The sequence below is a fragment of the Candidatus Merdisoma sp. JLR.KK011 genome (assembly GCF_036941125.1).
Classification (GTDB): domain Bacteria; phylum Bacillota; class Clostridia; order Lachnospirales; family Lachnospiraceae; genus Laedolimicola.
The window spans coordinates 1202025-1219777 of sequence record NZ_JAYWSZ010000004.1; the positions used below are offsets into that span (position 1 = coordinate 1202025).

The 17753-nt window shown below is 48.2% G+C and carries 19 protein-coding genes and 1 other annotated feature; of the genes, 17 read left to right on the forward strand and 2 right to left on the reverse strand.

The window, feature by feature from the left end; genetic code table 11:
* Positions 1–7 precede the first annotated feature (7 nt).
* The 8 genes from VV089_RS19705 (at position 8) to VV089_RS19740 (ending at position 9458) form a co-directional block, all read left to right on the forward strand.
* Complete coding sequence (locus VV089_RS19705) at positions 8–1345, forward strand: ArnT family glycosyltransferase (protein ID WP_334337097.1); 1338 nt, start codon at positions 8–10, stop codon at positions 1343–1345.
* A gap of 136 nt (positions 1346–1481) precedes the next feature.
* Positions 1482–2318 (forward strand): transketolase, encoded by an 837-nt coding sequence (locus VV089_RS19710; protein WP_172543734.1) that lies wholly within the window; start codon positions 1482–1484, stop codon positions 2316–2318.
* Positions 2306–3244, forward strand: coding sequence for a transketolase family protein (locus tag VV089_RS19715; protein ID WP_172543735.1), 939 nt, complete (start codon positions 2306–2308; stop codon positions 3242–3244). Before VV089_RS19710 ends, VV089_RS19715 begins: the two co-directional genes overlap by 13 nt.
* Before the next feature lie 192 nt (positions 3245–3436).
* Entirely contained in the window at positions 3437–4744 is a 1308-nt protein-coding gene (locus VV089_RS19720) for a LysM peptidoglycan-binding domain-containing protein (RefSeq protein WP_334337098.1), read from the forward strand.
* A 60-nt stretch (positions 4745–4804) separates the two neighbouring features.
* Positions 4805–6001 (forward strand): DUF5711 family protein, encoded by a 1197-nt coding sequence (locus tag VV089_RS19725; protein ID WP_334337099.1) that lies wholly within the window; start codon positions 4805–4807, stop codon positions 5999–6001.
* Between the two features lie 16 nt (positions 6002–6017).
* Positions 6018–6587: a CvpA family protein gene (locus VV089_RS19730; RefSeq protein WP_334337100.1), complete on the forward strand. Its 570-nt coding sequence runs from the start codon at positions 6018–6020 to the stop codon at positions 6585–6587.
* 192 nt (positions 6588–6779) lie between these two features.
* On the forward strand, positions 6780–7946 hold the full coding sequence (locus VV089_RS19735; RefSeq protein WP_334337102.1) for an FIST signal transduction protein: 1167 nt from the start codon (positions 6780–6782) through the stop codon (positions 7944–7946).
* Positions 7947–8024: 78 nt separating this feature from the next.
* Entirely contained in the window at positions 8025–9458 is a 1434-nt protein-coding gene (locus VV089_RS19740; RefSeq protein ID WP_334337103.1) for an aldehyde dehydrogenase family protein, read from the forward strand.
* 107 nt (positions 9459–9565) lie between these two features.
* Here the strand turns inward: VV089_RS19740 and VV089_RS19745 are convergent, their stop codons facing one another.
* Positions 9566–10324: an IclR family transcriptional regulator gene (locus tag VV089_RS19745; RefSeq protein ID WP_334337104.1), complete on the reverse strand. Its 759-nt coding sequence runs from the start codon at positions 10322–10324 to the stop codon at positions 9566–9568.
* Between the two features lie 300 nt (positions 10325–10624).
* Between VV089_RS19745 and rpmG the strand changes: the two genes are divergently transcribed.
* From rpmG to VV089_RS19790, 9 genes are all read left to right on the forward strand, one after another.
* Positions 10625–10774: a 50S ribosomal protein L33 gene (gene rpmG, locus VV089_RS19750; RefSeq protein ID WP_140393106.1), complete on the forward strand. Its 150-nt coding sequence runs from the start codon at positions 10625–10627 to the stop codon at positions 10772–10774.
* Positions 10775–10798: 24 nt separating this feature from the next.
* Positions 10799–11002, forward strand: coding sequence for a preprotein translocase subunit SecE (gene secE, locus VV089_RS19755; RefSeq protein ID WP_172543742.1), 204 nt, complete (start codon positions 10799–10801; stop codon positions 11000–11002).
* Positions 11003–11012: 10 nt separating this feature from the next.
* Positions 11013–11528: a transcription termination/antitermination protein NusG gene (gene nusG / locus VV089_RS19760; protein WP_172543743.1), complete on the forward strand. Its 516-nt coding sequence runs from the start codon at positions 11013–11015 to the stop codon at positions 11526–11528.
* A 102-nt stretch (positions 11529–11630) separates the two neighbouring features.
* On the forward strand, positions 11631–12056 hold the full coding sequence (rplK, locus tag VV089_RS19765; RefSeq protein ID WP_172543744.1) for a 50S ribosomal protein L11: 426 nt from the start codon (positions 11631–11633) through the stop codon (positions 12054–12056).
* A gap of 135 nt (positions 12057–12191) precedes the next feature.
* Complete coding sequence (rplA, locus tag VV089_RS19770; RefSeq protein WP_334337105.1) at positions 12192–12884, forward strand: 50S ribosomal protein L1; 693 nt, start codon at positions 12192–12194, stop codon at positions 12882–12884.
* A gap of 53 nt (positions 12885–12937) precedes the next feature.
* Positions 12938–13079, forward strand: a sequence feature (ribosomal protein L10 leader region).
* 53 nt (positions 13080–13132) lie between these two features.
* Positions 13133–13621 carry a 50S ribosomal protein L10 gene (rplJ, locus tag VV089_RS19775; protein ID WP_172543746.1) on the forward strand — a complete coding sequence of 163 codons (489 nt, stop codon included), beginning with the start codon at positions 13133–13135 and terminating at the stop codon, positions 13619–13621.
* An 84-nt stretch (positions 13622–13705) separates the two neighbouring features.
* A complete protein-coding gene (gene rplL / locus VV089_RS19780; RefSeq protein WP_334337107.1) occupies positions 13706–14080 on the forward strand; it encodes a 50S ribosomal protein L7/L12 in 375 nt (124 codons plus the stop codon).
* Positions 14081–14318: 238 nt separating this feature from the next.
* Positions 14319–14804 (forward strand): hypothetical protein, encoded by a 486-nt coding sequence (locus tag VV089_RS19785; RefSeq protein ID WP_172543747.1) that lies wholly within the window; start codon positions 14319–14321, stop codon positions 14802–14804.
* A 10-nt stretch (positions 14805–14814) separates the two neighbouring features.
* Entirely contained in the window at positions 14815–15165 is a 351-nt protein-coding gene (locus VV089_RS19790; RefSeq protein ID WP_172543748.1) for a DUF4190 domain-containing protein, read from the forward strand.
* A 245-nt stretch (positions 15166–15410) separates the two neighbouring features.
* On the opposite strand, the gene VV089_RS19795 is transcribed toward VV089_RS19790, so the two are convergent.
* Complete coding sequence (locus VV089_RS19795; protein WP_334335993.1) at positions 15411–17234, reverse strand: IS1634 family transposase; 1824 nt, start codon at positions 17232–17234, stop codon at positions 15411–15413.
* Positions 17235–17753: the final 519 nt, after the last annotated feature.

Below are 17753 nucleotides of genomic sequence, written 5' to 3' on the forward strand. Positions count from 1 at the left end.
CCCGGCAGTGGAAAGAATAAAAGATGAAAAAGTCCAGATAGGCATTGTTACGTTTTGGGGCGTACTGATGCGTCTGGGCTATGTTTTGTATACGCCTTTTATGATGGGACAGCATGATTTGACGGTGCTGGGATCCGGCCAGGGGCATCTGGGATATATAGAATATTTCCTGGAAGGGGGCCAGATCATCCATGATTTTGATCCGATGACCCGGTATCAGTTTTATCATCCGCCCCTGTCGCATCTGTTGTCCGCTGCCTGGGTGCGGTTTGATCTCTTTTTGGGGACGCCTTATGAGGAAGCCTTTGAGCATCTGCAGTGTCTCTCTCTTTTGTATTCTGTAATTACCCTGGTTCTTTTTGGGAAAATTCTGGCGGAGCTTGGATTCCGGGGCAGGGCGCTGCTGGCTGCTTATCTTCTGGCGGCCTTTCACCCTACGTTTTACCTGTTTGCCGGGAGCATCAACAATGACGGACTGTGCCTGATGTTTATGACAGGGGCGGTACTATACACACTGCGCTGGTACCGGAAGCAGTCCATGGGAAATATTCTGCTGATTTCGCTTTTTCTTCTGGGAGGCATCTGGACGAAACAGAATACCTTTTTAATTACGCCGGCAATCGGCTTTGTGTTTTTGTATGTGCTGGTAAAAAATTGGAAGGATACGGCTTTGAGGAAAGACCTTTTGATCCAGTTTCTGGTTTTCGGCGCAGCAACGGTTCCTCTGGGGCTTGCCTGGAGCGTGTACAATTATATAAAATTCGGGATGCCTTTTGATTTTACGCCGGCGGCATTGACGGAATTTTCTTCCCAGGATGTGGGCGGATATACTCTGGGCCAGAGGCTGTTTGGGCTGAAAGACGGGCCCCTGCGCCAGCTGTCCGTGCAGTTTCGAGGGGATTTTAAGGACTATAATATCGGTATTACATTATTAAAAACTTCTGTTTTTGGAGAGTACATCTTGATGAGCTGGGGGCTTGAGTACGCATGTCTCATTGTGCTTACCATTGTTAACGGCATCCTGGCAGTCTTTTCTGTGCCGGCGGTGCTTTCCCTTGGAAAGGCAGGGGGACGGGAACTGCTGGAAAAACGCTTTGTTTTTCTGCTCTATGTGATAACGATGGCTTTTTACATAAGATTCTGCTTTCAATATCCGAAAGTGTGCAGCATGGATTTTAGGTATATTGCGCTTACGGTACTGACCGGAAGTGCGGCTTTCGGCTGGTTTATCAAGGAGCATGAAGAGAAATTGGCGGCAAAAGCGCTGGTGGCGCTGGTGGTTATCTGGAGCTTATTAAGTATCGGGTGTTATATCGGCCTTGGCATTACGCCCCGTGCAGGCTGAAGGAAAGATTGAAAGAATACCTTGACCGGTCTGGATTCTCTGGGTATACTATAAGAAGAGATTTTGCTGTCATTCGGAAGAAGGAGCCGGTTGACAGGGACAGGATTCTTAAAAAATTTTAAAAGGTGGGACAAACATGACAAAGTTAGAACTTCAAAAGACGGCCAACGAAGTCCGCAAGAGCATCGTTACAGCCGTTCACAGTGCAAAGTCCGGGCATCCGGGCGGTTCTTTATCAGCAGCAGATGTTTTTACATATCTGTATTTTGAAGAGCTGAATATCGATCCGAAGGACCCGAAGAAGGCAGACAGAGACCGTTTCGTACTTTCCAAGGGCCATACAGCTCCGGGACTTTACGCAGCCCTGGCAGAGAGAGGCTTCTTCCCCAAGGAGGATCTGACTACGCTCCGCCACATCGGTTCTCATCTCCAGGGGCATCCCTGTATGCAGCATACGCCGGGACTGGATATGTCCAGCGGCTCTTTGGGGCAGGGAATCTCCGCAGCCGTAGGAATGGCGCTTTCTGCCAAGACATTCGGAGAGAATTACCGGGTATACACGCTTCTGGGAGACGGCGAGCTCCAGGAGGGCCAGGTGTGGGAGGCGGCTATGTTCGCAAGCGCCAAGAAGCTGGACAATCTCTGTGTGATCGTGGATAACAACAACCTGCAGATTGACGGAACCATTGAGGAGGTAAACTCTCCTTATCCCATTCCGGAGAAGTTTGAGGCGTTCGGCTTCCATACAATCAGTGTGGACGGACATGATTTTGATCAGTTAAAAGCAGCCTTTGATGAGGCGAAAACCGTAAAAGGACAGCCGACGGTCATCATTATGAAAACCGTAAAGGGCAAGGGCGTTTCATTTATGGAGAACAATGCGTCATGGCACGGCACTGCTCCCAACGACGAGCAGTATGCAGCCGCGATGGCAGAATTAGAGAAGGCAGGTGAAGCATTATGTCAGAAGTAAAGAAGATTGCAACAAGAGAAAGCTATGGCAATGCGCTGAAGGCTCTGGGAGAGGCAAATCCCAATGTGCTGGTATTAGATGCTGACCTGGCAGGCGCAACCAAAACAGGCGTATTTAAGAAGGCATTTCCGGATCGTTTCTTTGACTGCGGAATCGCAGAGTGCAACATGGTAAGCATTGCGGCCGGCGTGGCAGCTACCGGCAAGATTCCTTTCTGCAGCTCCTTCGCCATGTTTGCGGCAGGCCGTGCGTTTGAGCAGGTACGTAATGCGGTGGGATATCCCCATCTCAATGTAAAGATTGGAGCAACCCATGCAGGAATCTCCGTAGGCGAGGACGGGGCAACCCATCAGTGTAACGAGGATATCGCTCTGATGCGCACCATTCCCGGTATGGTAATTATCAATCCCGCAGACGATGTAGAAGCCCGTGCGGCCGTGAAGGCGGCAGCGGAATACGTTGGCCCCGTATATCTGCGGTTTGGCAGAATGGCGGTTCCGGTATTCAACGACGAGGCAGTTTATAAGTTTGAGATTGGCAAGGGAATCGTTTTAAGAGAAGGCACTGACGTAACCCTTGTGGCAACGGGGCTCTGTGTAAACAGCGCATTGGAGGCAGCGGAAAAGCTTGCGGCCGACGGTATCTCTGCGGAGGTGATTAATATCCATACGATCAAGCCTCTGGATGAGGAGCTGATCCTTGCATCTGCTAAGAAAACAGGCAAGGTAGTGACCGTAGAAGAGCATTCTGTAATCGGAGGACTTGGCAGTGCAGTCTGCGACGTCCTGAGTGAAAAGCTTCCCACACCTGTAAAGAAGCTTGGCGTTAACGATACTTACTGTGAGTCCGGCCCGGCGGCAAAGCTGATTGAGAAGTACCGCCTTGACGGAACAGGCGTATATGAGCAGGTAAAAGAATTCATGTAAGAAAATAACATAAGCAAAAACATGGGTTGTCGGAAAATATGGAATCAGAAATGTGTGATCTCATATTTCCGGACAGCCCATTTTTCGTTATGTCGAAAAAAATTCCGGTTCCTTTGACAGAAAATGACAAATCATGCATAAGCCTTGTGATACCATGCAAGTAATTCCTGTAAGTAATGAGGTGAAAAGAGTATGATTGAAATCGTTTATAAGGAAAATACAAAGGATACGGGACAGGGAAGAAAGCTGAACCTGCCCAGGAATGTCCGGCAGATTGGGGAGCCGGAGACTGGCAGAAAGATCTTCATAGAGGACTATGTTGTTACATATTTAAAGAAAATGGCGAAGGAAGAGGCGGGGAGCAGCCGGGCGGCAATTCTTCTGGGAGACTCTGAGAGAGCAGAAGGAATTCCCTATCTGTTTATCAGAAGCGCAGTGGCTGTGGAGGGCGCGGCGGACTTTTGGGAGGGGGTTCCTTTCACAGACGAGGTTTGGGCAGAAATATATGAAACCATCAAGGAGTATTTTGCCAAGCAGGATATCCTGGGATGGTTTTTGTCCGTGCCCGGATATCCCATGGATTTGGATCCCGGACTCTTGAAGACCCATGTCAATTATTTTGGCGGAGTGGACAAGGTTCTTATGGTGGCGGATCCGGAGGCCGGGGAGGATGATTTTTTCGCTTATGAGAACGGAAGGCTTACCAGACAGAAGGGATATTGTATCTTCTATGAGCAAAACGAGGCTATGCAGCGGTACATGGTGGATACGGGCAGCGGAGAGAGCATTGAGACAAGAGAAGGCTTCGAGGATCGGGCGGCCAGAAGCTTTCGGACGCTGGTTCAGGAGAAAAAGGATATATCGGGGCAGAAAAAGGTTATGACATTCCTGTATACGGCCAGTACGTTTCTTGTGATGGTGGTTCTTGTGATAGGGATTACATTGATTAATAATTATGAGAAGATGGAGGGGCTGGAGATGACCTTAAGCGAGATCTCCCGATCCTTGGACGAGCAGGAGGAGCTGGCGGCGATGGATGCAGATTCTCTTACAACAGCTATGGAGGAGGAGAATGTGCGTGCTCAGGAGCCGGAAGGGGCAGAAGAGGCTTCGAAGCCTCAGGAAGCGGAAGAAGGAGAAGAGACCCCGAAGTCCCAGGAGCCGGAGGAGGAACAGGAGCCGAAGCCACAGGAGCCGGAGGAGGAACAGGAATCGGAGCCTCAGGAGAATCCGGAAGAGGAGACGGGCGCAGAAGAGCCGGAGGAAGCGAAAGCAGAAGAGGCGCCCCGGCAGGAGGAGCCTGAGCAGCCGGCAGAGACGGCCCTCAGCCAGAATGTCATTGCCATACCTGACAGTTACACTGTCCAGGAGGGGGACACGCTCTTGAAAATCAGCCGGAAAATCTACGGGCAGGATAATAGGATTGATGAAATCTGCAGCTTGAATGAAATACATGATATGAATCATATTCTGGTGGGACAAAAACTTTTGCTTCCTTAACAAATCTGTGCTATCATAATATCTAAAAGCTGTGGGGTACAGATATTTAAGGATAAGTATATGGCAAAGATTACACCTTTATTTGAAACTCCGGACACAACGGAGGAGATGAAAAGCTATAAAGAAAAATTGTTCCGTCACAAAGCAGGAATCGGAGTCAGAAGCCTGATATGCATAGTTGCGGTGGCAGGGCTTGTTTTTGGCATGTGGTCTTGGAGCCGGTTTAAAACCTACGGAGGCTATGAGGTTCTTTCCTCAAATGAGCGTACCGATACTCTGAATACCCAGTATGCAGAGTACAACGGAAAGATTCTGAAATACAGCCGGGACGGCATTTCCTGTGTAAACCTGAGAAATGAGGCTCTTTGGAGCCAGACGTACAATATGCAGATGCCCATTCTGGACGTCTGCCAGAATTCTGTGGTAGTGGCGGACATGCAGGGAAATGAAGCCTATGTGTTTGACGAAGAAGGGCTTCGAACCCAGATCACCACGCTGCTTCCGATTCAGAGAGTCAGCGTTTCCAGCCAGGGGGTGACGGCTATGCTGCTCAGCGACAGCTCTGCTTCCTGGATCTGTCTTTACGATGATGAGGGGGAGAAGCTGACAGAGGCGAGGTGCAGGCTTTCGGAGACGGGACAGCCTCTTGCTGTCGGGATTTCCTCGGACGGGAGAAAGGTAGCGGTGTCTTACCTTCAGATCCAGGGCGGAAGCTCTGCCAGCTGCATTGTGTTTTATAATTTCGGCTCTGTGGGAGGCAACTTTGTAGATAAGATTGTGGCGTCCAAGGTGTATGAGGATCAGCTGATTCCCCGGATTGAATATATGGGGGACAGTATCTGCGCAGCCGTATCGGACAGGGGAATCATCTATTATGAAGGGAAAGAGATACCCGAGGAAAAAGCGGTGGTCGAAGAAGCTGCGGAGATCCGCAGTGTTTTTACAGGGACGGAGCATGTGGGCATAGTGGTCGAAGGAGCAGAAAAGGAAGGCGCCAGATACGAAGTGCATCTTTACGACACCTCGGGGAATCTTGTTTTGAATCAGGGGACAAACCTTGCTTACAGCCAGGTTAAGATGTCCGGCGGCGATCTGATCTTATTTAATGAGAGTGAATGTGAGATCTACAGCAGACAGGGCATACTCCGGTATACAGGTAATTTTAGCGGAACCATTGCAGATATTTATAAAGGTTCCGGGCTTCGGAAATATATACTTGTTTTTTCGGATCGGACAGAAGAAATTAAGCTGAAATAGAGGAGAACGAAAGAATATGAATTGGCTGGTGCCGGCAGTGGCCGGCTTTTTGGTACTTGCGGCCTGGGATGGCCATCGGAAAGGATTTATTAAGAAATCGGTTAGGGTATTGAGCATGGTACTCACGCTCATAGCTTCTTCCGCATTGTCTCCCCACATTGCCGGGTTTTTAAAGGAGCAGACATCTCTGTATCGCGTGCTTCAGAACAGCATTGCGGCAAGTGAACTGGACTTGGCGGAGGCCATGCAGATGATTGGACTGGAGGATATGGTAAGCGGCTATCTGGCAGATCTGGCTCTGGAGGTAGTTGCGTTTTTGATAACCTTTCTTCTGGTAAGCGTCTTGGTTCAGGGGATTTTATTTTCTTTAGGAATCGTGGCAATGCTTCCGGTTCTGCATGGATTGAATAAAATAGCGGGATTGGTTCTGGGGCTGTGCGAGGGGATCTTCTTTGTGTGGATTTTCTTCTTTGTAGTTACCATGTGCGCAGGTACAAAGACAGGAGGCCAGCTTCTGTGGATGATTGCGGACAGTGAACTACTGTCCTGGATCTACCGCAGGAATCTTCTGCTTCTGCTTTTGTAAAAGACGGTGTGCCGGCATGAAGAAGGCTGAATTGTTAAAAATAGAGAGAAAATTTGAGAAAACGGGTGTTCCGCACAGCGGAACACCCGTTTCGTTTGACGGAATCCAAGTGTTGTCTGTGAAAATAAATAAATTATAATGAAATAAGACATGAATATTGTCTGATTTAAACAAAATAGAAGGAGGTACAAAATGTTGAAAGGTAACACTGGTTCCAGTACAAACAGTAACCCTAAGGCGGCAGGAGCAGAGGCTGCAAAAAAGGCAAAAGCAGATCTTGATTCTGTGAATATGGCATATGTATATGCAAGCTGTGCTTATGATCTGGATGCTATGCTGGCAGGAATTGCAGAGGAGCTTCCGGGAGTTCCCGTGATCGGCAACACATCCTTTACAGGCGTGATAACGCCGGAAGGCTATGTGACGGGAGAGGACGGTTTTGTGGGAATTATGGCAGTATCCGATCCGGAAATGACGGTAGGGATTGCAGCGGTTGAGAAGAATGGATGTCCTGTGGATGCAGGCGAGCAGGCGGCGAAGCTTGCGCTGGAGCGGGCGGGAAAGTCAACGGCTCCGGATTATTTCTATATGACAGCGCCTCCAGGAGAAGAAGAGTTCTATTTAAAGGGCATTACCAAGGTGATCGGAAGAGTTCCCTTCTATGGCGGAAGCGCCGCAGACAACAGCATTGCAGGGGAGTGGAAGCTTTATACGGATAAGGGAGCCTTTGCAGACGGCGTAGCAGTTGCGTTTTTCTATACGGAAAAGAAAATGACAAACAAATTCACAGGCGCTTACAGAGAGACAAAGGATGTGGGCGTTATCACAAAGGTAGTGGATAACCGCGTTCTGGCAGAGATTGACGGCGTTCCGGCTCTTAAGAAATATGCAGACTGGAGAGGCATGGGCACCGATGCGGTTATGGGCGGCGATCTGCTGGTACAGACGATTACATCACCGCTGGGCGTAAAAGACCGGCTGGGCGATCTGACAGCCATCCGTCATCCCATGAACGGCAACGACGATCTGAGCATGAACATTGGAAATAATCTGGCAGAGGGTACGGCGGTTATCCGCATGGAGGCAACCGTAGATGAGCTCATTGACTCTACCGGCAATACCCTTGCCGAATTGAAGGAAAAGATGGCAGCCCCGGCCGGAGCGTTCCATCTGGTACACTGCGGCGGAAGAAGAGCGGGCATTGACAGCCGCATTGGAGAAGTGGCGGAGCAGCTTAAGAAGGAAGCGGGGGGTGTTCCATTTATTGTTGAGTTCACCTTTGGCGAGTACGGCTTCGAGGCAGACGGATTGAATACCTGCGGCGGCTTGATGCTTTCCTTCACGGGCTTTGAGGCATAAAAGCGAGACATCATTAGAAAACACCCTACCCTCTATGCAAAAAAGAATGTGCAGATCAAGAAAAGGAGAAAAATTCCCATGAAAATGTTTATTAACGGAGCATCTGTAGATGCCTCCAACGGCGAAGTAATCGAAGTGATCAATCCGGCAACCGGAGCAGTGGTGGATACGGTTCCGGCGGCTGCAAAAGAGGATGTGGATCTGGCAGTAGAGAAGGCAGCGGCAGCGCAGAAAATCTGGGCCGGCGTTCCGGTTTATGAAAAGGCAGAGATTATGTACCGTTTCCTTGAGCTGGTGGAGGAACATAAAGAGGATCTGGCTCAGACCTTATCCCAGGAGACAGGAAAACCCATCACCGAAGCAAGAGCTGAGATTGGCAATATTCCCATTGCGTTCAAAGCATTTTCCGAGAAAGCAAAGCATCTGTACGGCGAGACGATTCCGGCCGGCATGGAGGCAGGCCAGGATAAGCATGTGCTGATTACGAAACGGGAGCCTATCGGCGTGATTGCCTGCGTGATTCCCTTTAACTTCCCCTGCGATCTCTTTGATCAGAAGGTGGCCCCCACACTTCTTGCAGGAAATGCGGCAATCGTGAAGCCTTCCACAGACAATCCGCTGACGCTTTGTAAGCTGACAGCCCTTTTGGGCGAGGCCGGCGTAACGCCGGGAGCTGTTCAGATTGTCACAGGACGCGGCTCCAAGGTAGGCGCATGGCTGTGCGCGAATAAGGACGTTCATGCAATTACTCTCACAGGCTCCACAGAGGTAGGCATTGAGACGGCAAGAACAGCGGCAGATCATCTGGCCCATATTGCATTGGAGCTGGGCGGAAACGATGCCTTCATCGTACTGGAGGACGGCGATGTGGATCTTGCGGTAGAGGAGCTTATTTGGGGCCGTATGTACAATACGGGACAGGTATGCTGTGCATCCAAGCGTTTCTTGATTCATAAGAACCGTGTGGAAGAATTTACGGCAAAAGCTGTAGAGCGCATCAAACAGCTAAAGCAGGGAATGCCGGCTGAGGAGAGCACCCAGATTGGCTGCCTGATCAGTGAGAAGGCTGCCATTAAGGTGGAGGAGCAGATTAAGCTCACGGTAGAGCAGGGCGGCAAGGTTATCCTGGGCGGAACCAGAGACGGTGCATTTATTGCTCCTACAGTAATTGCAGATGTTCCCAAGACGGCTGACGTGGCGGTTGATATGGAGATCTTCGGGCCGGTAGTTCCGATTATCGCCTTTGATACCACAGAGGAAGCCGTTGAAATTGCAAACGGATCGAAATTCGGTCTCTGCGGCTGTGTATTCACGGAGAACATGAAGACGGCCATGAAGGTGTGCAATGCGCTGGAATGCGGTGGAACCATCATCAACGGCGCAAGTTTCTTCCGCAGCTTTGAGATGCCCTTTGGCGGCTACAAGTATTCTGGAATCGGAACCGAGGGCGTTATGTCCACCTTTGATGAAGTGACCAGGACAAAGACGATTGTTTTGAAGAATATTATCTAATATGAATGGTGTGAATCGAGACAGATAAAGCATAAAAAAGCGTCCTCCCAAAATCTGCATTCTGGAGGGCGCTTTTTGTGCCTCTTAACTGTTGCGGGGGCTGCTGCTTATTCCACATATCCCATTCTCCGGGAAAGCTTTTCCGCCGCCTGTTTTACTTCCCGAATTACCATCTCAAGCTTATCATCCGAGAGCTGTGCAATGGAACCGCTGGCGCTGATGGCTGCCGCAGGGGAGCCGCGGTAATCAAATACCGGCGCGCCTACGCACCGATGGCCGATTTGGTATTCTTCATTATCCATGGCCCAGCCCTGACGCCGGATGACCTTGAGATAGCGCTTGAATTCCCGGATATCCGTGATGGTATTTGCCGTATATTTCTTAAAATTACACAGGTACAGGGCGTCCTCTAGTTCGTCTCCGGACAGGCAGGCCAGGAGGCATTTCCCGATGGAGGAGCAGAAAGCAGGGGAGCGGTACCCGACCTGTGTATAAAGTCTGGTGTTGGGGTAAATATCCATTTTTTCCAGATAAACCACGTCGCAGCCGTCCAGGATTCCCAGATGGGCAGTCAGATCCAGGTCACGCATAATGTCGCTTAAAAAGGGCTTGGCTTCCGTGAGAAGCTCCAGCTGATTGATATGAAGGCTTACGGTCTCAATCAGCTTGTAGCCGATGGAATAGAAGCCGTCGCTGCTTTTCTCCACATACTGTCTTACGCACATGGAGGTTACAAGCCGGTGAACCGTGCTTTTGCTCATACCGGTGGCCTTGGCAATCTCCGAAAGCCCCAGGGGAGAGCTGGATGCGGCCAAAGCTTCCAAAATATCAAAGATGCGGTCGGCAACCCGAACAGTTTCTTCCATTATATATCAGCCCCTTCTTTTTCTGCGATACCTTAGGAAAAAATCCTTTAAAAGCCGTGCTGTTTCTATATAATTTCATTGTAAAGTCCCCAAAAAACCATGTCAAGTTACAATTCGCGCCGGAATTAAATTTTTCGCTGCGCCGCCTTCTTTCAGATTTGTTTTACAAAATCCTTGACATTCTCTTACATATCATGCTATGATACTATGGCGAATGGAAGTAGGCTTTTTTTTTATGCCTGAAAAACGGCGGTCCTCGCAAGGCCGCAGACAAACAGAAATTAAGCGGAGGTGGAAGTCGTGCGCGTAAAAATCACATTGGCATGTACGGAGTGTAAACAACGTAATTACAACATGACAAAAGAGAAAAAGAACCATCCGGACAGGATGGAGACCAGTAAGTACTGCAGATTCTGCAGGAAACACACACTGCACAAAGAGACGAAGTAGGATGCCGGAAAGGAAAGTGGAAAGATGAGCGACGCAGCAGAAAAAGCTCCCAAGAAGAGCTGGTTTAAGGGTCTTAAAGCTGAATACAAGAAGATCATCTGGCCGGATAAAAAATCCCTTACAAAGCAGACCATTGCAGTTGTGGCAACATCCGTGGCTTTGGGCATCATCATTAAGATACTGGACGTTATTATGACCTACGGTATTGATGTTATCATGAAGTTATAGGGGTGACGATATGGCAGAGGCGAACTGGTATGTAGTCCATACCTATTCCGGGTATGAGAACAAGGTTAAGGCCAACATTGAAAAGACGATTGAGAACAGACATCTGGAGGAACAGATCTTAGAAGTGAGAGTTCCCATGCAGGATGTGGTGGAGATGAAGAACGGAGCCAGAAAGCAGGTTCAGAAGAAACTGTTCCCCGGCTATGTTCTGATCAACATGGTGATGAACGACGACACCTGGTATGTGGTGCGCAACACCAGAGGCGTTACCGGATTTGTTGGGCCTGGCTCCAAGCCGGTTCCGCTCACGGAGGAGGAAATGAGACCGCTGGGCATCCAGGCCGAGAACCTCGCAATAGACTTTGCAGAGGGAGATACCGTGATTGTTACGGGCGGCGTCTGGGCCGATACGGTGGGAACGATCCAGTCCATGAACCATGGAAAGCAGTGTGTTATCATCAATGTGGATCTCTTTGGCCGGGAGACTCCGGTAGAGATCAGCTTCACAGAAGTAAGAAAAATGTAGTTGGAAACAAAGCTGCCGGTCACAGAGAGGACAGCAGCAGAATGAAAGTAAGTGGGAGGGATTAACCCTAATTCCCGCGATTACCACAAGGAGGTGCCTGATATGGCAAAAAAAGTAACAGGTTATATTAAATTACAGATTCCTGCTGGAAAGGCAACACCGGCTCCGCCAGTCGGACCGGCGCTTGGTCAGCATGGTGTAAACATCGTAGAGTTTACAAAGCAGTTCAATGCAAGAACCGCAGACCAGGACGGAATGATCATTCCGGTTGTTATTACAGTTTACGCAGACAGATCCTTCAGCTTTATTACAAAGACTCCGCCTGCAGCCGTGCTGCTTAAGAAAGCATGCAACATCCAGTCTGGTTCCGGAGTTCCGAACAAGACAAAGGTAGCAAGCATCTCAAGAGCAGAGCTTCAGAAGATCGCAGAGCTGAAGATGCCGGATCTCAATGCGGCAAGCATTGACGCCGCCATCAGCATGATCGCTGGTACAGCAAGAAGCATGGGTATCACTGTAACAGACTAAGACGTAACTGTAGACCTTGAAGGCAGAGCTGCCGTCCCCAAATGGGTACGAATCCGCAGATGCCTGAGGGGTGAATAAGAAACGTGGGAGGGATTAACCCAGATTCCCGCAATTACCACCAGGAGGTTATTTAATATGAAACATGGAAAGAAATACGTTGAGGCTGCAAAGCTCTACGACAAACAGACCCAGTATGATAAAAATGAAGCAATCAGCATCGTAAAGAAGCTGGCTGTTGCAAAGTTTGACGAGACCATCGAGGCTCACATCCGGACAGGCTGCGACGGACGTCATGCGGACCAGCAGATCCGCGGCGCCGTTGTACTTCCCCACGGAACAGGTAAGACTGCACGCGTTCTGGTATTTGCCAAGAATGCCAAGGCTGACGAGGCCCAGGCTGCAGGTGCAGATTACGTAGGAGCAGAGGAGCTCATCCCGAAGATTCAGAACGAGGGATGGTTTGAGTTCGATGTAGTTGTTGCAACCCCGGATATGATGGGCGTTGTAGGACGTCTCGGCCGCGTACTGGGACCCAAGGGTCTGATGCCGAACCCCAAGGCCGGAACGGTAACCATGGATGTGACAAAGGCTATCCAGGATATCAAGGCCGGTAAGATCGAGTACAGACTTGACAAGACAAACATTATCCACGTGCCAATTGGAAAGGCTTCTTTCACAGAGGAGCAGTTAGCGGACAACTTCCAGACGCTTATCGATGCAATCAATAAGGCAAGGCCTTCCGCAGTGAAGGGCCAGTTCCTTAAGAGCATTACCATTACGCCCACGATGGGACCTGGCGTGAAGCTGAACCCGGCAAAGCTGGTTTAGGCTGAAATATTGCAGTTTTTGATTGACATTTAGATTTAGATATGCTATGCTTGCATGGCATGTAACACGACCCGAAGACAGCAGGTGCCGTAAGGCATAAGGTTGAAGCCGCCTGCCGAGGACGATGCATTTTCCTTATGAGAATGATTTTCGAAAACCTCTCTGTCTTTGGCGGAGAGGTTTTTCTTTCATATCCATGAAAAATCCGTCGGGTTGGTGGACAAATAATATAAGGAGGTACACCATTCATGGCAAAAGTCGAGTTGAAGAAACCGGTGATAGATGAGATCGCTGCCAATATTGCAGATGCACAGTCTGTTGTGATCGTAGATTACTGCGGACTTACTGTAGAGCAGGACACAAAGCTTCGTAAGGAGCTTCGTGAGAACGATGTTATCTACAAGGTTTACAAGAACACAATGATGAACTTTGCTTTCAAGGGAACAGACTGTGAGAGCCTGAGCCAGCACCTGGAAGGCCCCAATGCGATCGCCATCTCCAAGACAGATGCAACTGCACCGGCCAGAATCCTTGCCAAGTTCGCAAAGGATGCAAAGGCGCTTGAGATCAAGGCCGGCATTGTAGAGGGAACCTACTACGATGCAGCAGGCATGGAGGCGATTTCCAAGATTCCGTCCAGAGAAGAGCTGCTGGGCAAGCTGCTTGGAAGCATCCAGTCCCCGATTGCCAACTTTGCCCGTGTGATCAGCCAGATCGCAGAAGCAAAAGAGGCTTAATGATTCAGAATCTTTATGAACACCCGTTGAGCCGCAGGTTTCAATGGAGAGTGCGCAATTAAAATTATTTAGGAGGAAAATAAAATGGCAAAATTGACAACTGCTGAGTTTATTGAGGCAATCAAAGAGTTATCCGTATTAGAGTTAAATGATCTGGTAAAGGCATGTGAGGAAGAGTTCGGCGTATCCGCAGCAGCCGGCGTAGTAGTTGCAGCAGCTGGCGACGGCGCAGCCGCAGCAGAGGAGAAGGATTCCTTCGACGTAGAGCTGACAGGCGCTGGAGATTCCAAGGTTAAGGTTATCAAGGCTGTTCGTGAGATCACTGGTCTTGGCCTGAAGGAAGCTAAGGACCTGGTAGACGGCGCTCCGAAGGTAATCAAGGAAGGCGTTACCAAGGCAGAGGCTGAGGAGCTGAAGGCAAAGCTGGAGGAGCAGGGAGCAACTGTTACTCTGAAATAAGTTTTTGCGGCATGAAATATATTGTGAGCGGAGGATTCGTTTCTCCGCTCATTTTTTTGTGCGCCATGGCGCACTCTGGGAGAAGGCTTGACAGGCTCCTGTTTCCTATGAAAATCCACCTAAGTTTAAGAAAAGTGAAAAAAACAGATGCATTTTTGCGGAATTATAGTATAATGAATGATATGCAAGGGTCTTAACAGGCCGCAGGAAACATTATGAAAAGAGAGGCGGAGCAGTTATGAAAAGAGCGTGGGATGTCAATGTCAACGGAGTAACTCATTCGGTAGAGTACCGGGCAGGCTTTGGAACGAAGGTGATTGTGAACGGTAAGGTGTACCGTGCCAAAAGCCAGAACTGGTTTGTAAATATGGTAGATTATCCGATTACCATTGACGGAGCGGAGATTCGTGTTGTGGCAATCGGCAATAAAGTGGATTTGGCAGTGAACGGAAGATATCTGGGAAGCGGCGAAGAGTATATCCCCTTACATACCATGCCGGTGATTGCCAATGTCTTTATCGGAATCAGCACTATCGGCGGATACTTTTTCTCCGGCATTTTCGGATTGCTGGTGGGTTTGCTGTTTGGCATTCTCGTTTATCCCAAGCTGGGGCTTTCCGGGAAAAAGGGCGGATTGATCGGCGCATTTGTGGGATGCACCTTGATTCAGGTGGTGATTTTTATTATCTTGCTGAAATTACAGCTTGAGTTCGGACTTTTCTAGGAGAGAGCAGATGGAAAGAGATACGGGAAATCAAAACGAAACTTATTGGGCCAACGGAGGAGCTGTTCCTCATCAGCCGGTGGTGATTGTGGGAGAACAGGATCCGGAAGCGGACAGAAAAAGCAACAACCTGTCTGTGGCCTCCCTGGTATTCGGCATCTTGTCTGTGCTGCTTTTCTTCGTGATTGGGCTGTCTCTGATCTTGGGACTGGTGGGCCTGGTTACCGGAATCGTAAGTCTGGTACAGCGCCGCGCGGGACATGGAGCCGCAGTGGCTGGAGTGATTCTTTCGGCTGTCGGCATCGTGGCAGCTCTGATTGTATTGGCTATTTTTATCCTCGCCTTATTTATGGCGGTATAAATGAAAGATGGAAAGCGAAGCTGCCGCAAGACCGATGCTCTGGTTTTGCGGCGGCTTTTTGTAATATAAAAAATTTTCTGAAAAATTTCTGAAAAATTTTCCCAAAACAATGCTTGACACACAAACAAGCCTATGTTATCATCTCAAGTTTGGAAAAAAGACGGCTCAAAGCCTCTCAATTAGGGCTTTGAGCCGATTTGTCTACATAGGTTATACGGGCCGTTTTTCGTAATGAAAAAATTTTTTTAGTACCGCAGGAGCTTCTTCATTTGCAGCTGAGTCCTGTACTTGTTATTAAGATCTATATGGAAGATATCCCCGCAATCTTTGAGTATCTCGTCAAAATACAGAAGTTGATACAGTCCGGTGTCTATCTTGGTGCAATTGTATTTACGGAGACTGTCAAGTATTCTTCCAACAGGATATTTGTTCCCAAGCTTTGCCTGAAGAAGACGTATCAGAACTAAAGCGGTGAAGCATGTGGAAAAATGTGCGTCTATGTGGTCATTCGTAGATACATAGACCGGGCGAGATTTGAAGTCTGATTTAGAAACCTTAAAAGTATCTTCAATGTGTATAAGGCCTCGGTATATGTCCCGCAGTTCAAAATCACTCATATTCAATTCGCTTGTAACGATTGCATAGTATCCGTCATAAAGTTCCTGTTCCCGGATCTTTTCTTCATCCAGCTCAAGAACCTTTCCTTCCAGGATTTCCCCCGTGGTTTTATCAAACGATATATTTTTTACATATGCAGCACTTCCGGCAGAAGTCACTTTGTCGTATTTTTTAGGGTGTTTAATCAGATCCCTGGCACGTGCAACCATAACGTCACGATCTGCTTTCTGTTTTTTCGCATATTTTTCAGAATAGTAAGCCATCTGCTTCTGGTCAGCGCGGACTGTTTTCTTAGAAGTTTTTTTGCTTCCGGGTTTTGTTGTGTTTACATGCAATTCTTTTGGATATATGCGCGATTTATGCTTGAACGCAATCTCTTTCCCGGCGTCGTCCTTTACTTTATCGATTATATAATCTTCTGCGAGCACCCATGCTTTAAATTCCGCGTCGGCGCCCCGGACGGATTGTCCGTATACATAACCATCACGTTGATTGTTATCCCCTTTGTTGCTTCCATTAATCCAATAGATATTGTCCGACGTGTTGAGCCCGCGGTCCGCTACGAATATGGTACGGGTATTGGAATAATCTTTCTTTAAGCGGTTTATAATAGGGCGCATATGGAGTTTTTCCGACTCATTTCCAGGAAACAGGTCGTAGGCCATAGGGATGCCGTTTTTATCTATAAGAAGTCCCATTTCAACGATTGGGTCGGGACGGCGGTTTTTCTCCGGTCCTCTTTTTCTATACTTTGGCTGGATTTCGCCGCCGTTTTTATCAACCGGTTTTCCGTCATCATTCAAAATGTCTGCATCGGGGCGGCCGATATCAAAGTAATAGTTGGTACAGTCAAAATAAGCAACCGAAAGGTCGCGTTCCGAGATTTTTCCGGAATGGTCAAAGATCCATTTTTGGAGGGCTTCCTGGTTTCTGGCAATGATGTCAAGAGAATAGTAAACATCATCGAGACAGAAGCCGTTGAAACCCTCAAAGAAAATATTCCGCCTGTCATAGGCTTTTTTCTTAGAACCGGGGTAGAGTATTCTGGAAAATACAAGAAGGCGGAAAATCTTGTCAATGCTGTAATCAATCGAAAGATGCCTTGTTTTCCAGTTCCAGAACTTATCGAGTTCTAATTCCTTATAAAGCGCTTTAAGAATCCCATAGCCGATATTTTTAAGACTGTCTTCGCCTATGGATATTTTCGCATCCAGATCAATGATGACGGACTGCTTACGGATTTCCCTGTTTTGGGCAGTGCGCAGTTCGCATACTGTTTTGAAATGTGCGACAGGATCGTCATAAATTTTTTGGAGTTCATCAAGCCGCCCCAGACTTTCGAGCATTTTGCTTCGGACTCTGCCTTTTCCAGTAGTAGTATCTTTATCGTAATAGGTTTCGTATATATACAAACGGGAAACACCTTTTGATGTAATAACTTTGACATGCATAGTAGACCCCTCCCTGGATATTAGTATACCACAAATCGAAGAATAAATCAATATAACCTATGTAAAATATACAACATATTGACAAAAAAATACCAGCAATCACAAGGGCTGCTGGGTCTATATGCTGCTAAGCAATTCCAAATTCAGGCGGAATCGTAAGTCTGGTACAGCGCCGCGCGGGACATGGAGCCGCAGTGGCTGGAGTGATTCTTTCGGCTGTCGGCATCGTGGCAGCTCTGATTGTATTGGCTATTTTTATCCTCGCCTTATTTATGGCGGTATAAATGAAAGATGGAAAGCGAAGCTGCCGCAAGACCGATGCTCTGGTTTTGCGGCGGCTTTTTGTAATATAAAAAATTTTCTGAAAAATTTCTGAAAAATTTTCCCAAAACAATGCTTGACACACAAACAAGCCTATGTTATCATGTAGGATGCACTATTGTGGTGAGTTATACTCTGTTTTTGTGACTGTCATTGTCAAAAATGACGAAAAACACTGCAATTCACAACTAAAATAAG

What these genes read in the sequence shown, in the direction of transcription:
- rplL (WP_334337107.1), top strand. Translation starts at nt 13,706, where the DNA reads ATGGCAAAATTGACAACTGCTGAGTTTATTGAGGCAATCAAAGAGTTA.
- VV089_RS19735 (WP_334337102.1), top strand. Translation starts at nt 6,780, where the DNA reads ATGTTGAAAGGTAACACTGGTTCCAGTACAAACAGTAACCCTAAGGCG.
- VV089_RS19785 (WP_172543747.1), top strand. Translation starts at nt 14,319, where the DNA reads ATGAAAAGAGCGTGGGATGTCAATGTCAACGGAGTAACTCATTCGGTA.
- VV089_RS19730 (WP_334337100.1), top strand. Translation starts at nt 6,018, where the DNA reads ATGAATTGGCTGGTGCCGGCAGTGGCCGGCTTTTTGGTACTTGCGGCC.
- VV089_RS19725 (WP_334337099.1), top strand. Translation starts at nt 4,805, where the DNA reads ATGGCAAAGATTACACCTTTATTTGAAACTCCGGACACAACGGAGGAG.
- VV089_RS19715 (WP_172543735.1), top strand. Translation starts at nt 2,306, where the DNA reads ATGTCAGAAGTAAAGAAGATTGCAACAAGAGAAAGCTATGGCAATGCG.
- VV089_RS19795 (WP_334335993.1), bottom strand. Translation starts at nt 17,234, where the DNA reads ATGCATGTCAAAGTTATTACATCAAAAGGTGTTTCCCGTTTGTATATA.
- VV089_RS19710 (WP_172543734.1), top strand. Translation starts at nt 1,482, where the DNA reads ATGACAAAGTTAGAACTTCAAAAGACGGCCAACGAAGTCCGCAAGAGC.
- VV089_RS19790 (WP_172543748.1), top strand. Translation starts at nt 14,815, where the DNA reads ATGGAAAGAGATACGGGAAATCAAAACGAAACTTATTGGGCCAACGGA.
- rplJ (WP_172543746.1), top strand. Translation starts at nt 13,133, where the DNA reads ATGGCAAAAGTCGAGTTGAAGAAACCGGTGATAGATGAGATCGCTGCC.
- rplA (WP_334337105.1), top strand. Translation starts at nt 12,192, where the DNA reads ATGAAACATGGAAAGAAATACGTTGAGGCTGCAAAGCTCTACGACAAA.
- VV089_RS19745 (WP_334337104.1), bottom strand. Translation starts at nt 10,324, where the DNA reads ATGGAAGAAACTGTTCGGGTTGCCGACCGCATCTTTGATATTTTGGAA.
- secE (WP_172543742.1), top strand. Translation starts at nt 10,799, where the DNA reads ATGAGCGACGCAGCAGAAAAAGCTCCCAAGAAGAGCTGGTTTAAGGGT.
- rplK (WP_172543744.1), top strand. Translation starts at nt 11,631, where the DNA reads ATGGCAAAAAAAGTAACAGGTTATATTAAATTACAGATTCCTGCTGGA.
- VV089_RS19720 (WP_334337098.1), top strand. Translation starts at nt 3,437, where the DNA reads ATGATTGAAATCGTTTATAAGGAAAATACAAAGGATACGGGACAGGGA.
- nusG (WP_172543743.1), top strand. Translation starts at nt 11,013, where the DNA reads ATGGCAGAGGCGAACTGGTATGTAGTCCATACCTATTCCGGGTATGAG.
- VV089_RS19740 (WP_334337103.1), top strand. Translation starts at nt 8,025, where the DNA reads ATGAAAATGTTTATTAACGGAGCATCTGTAGATGCCTCCAACGGCGAA.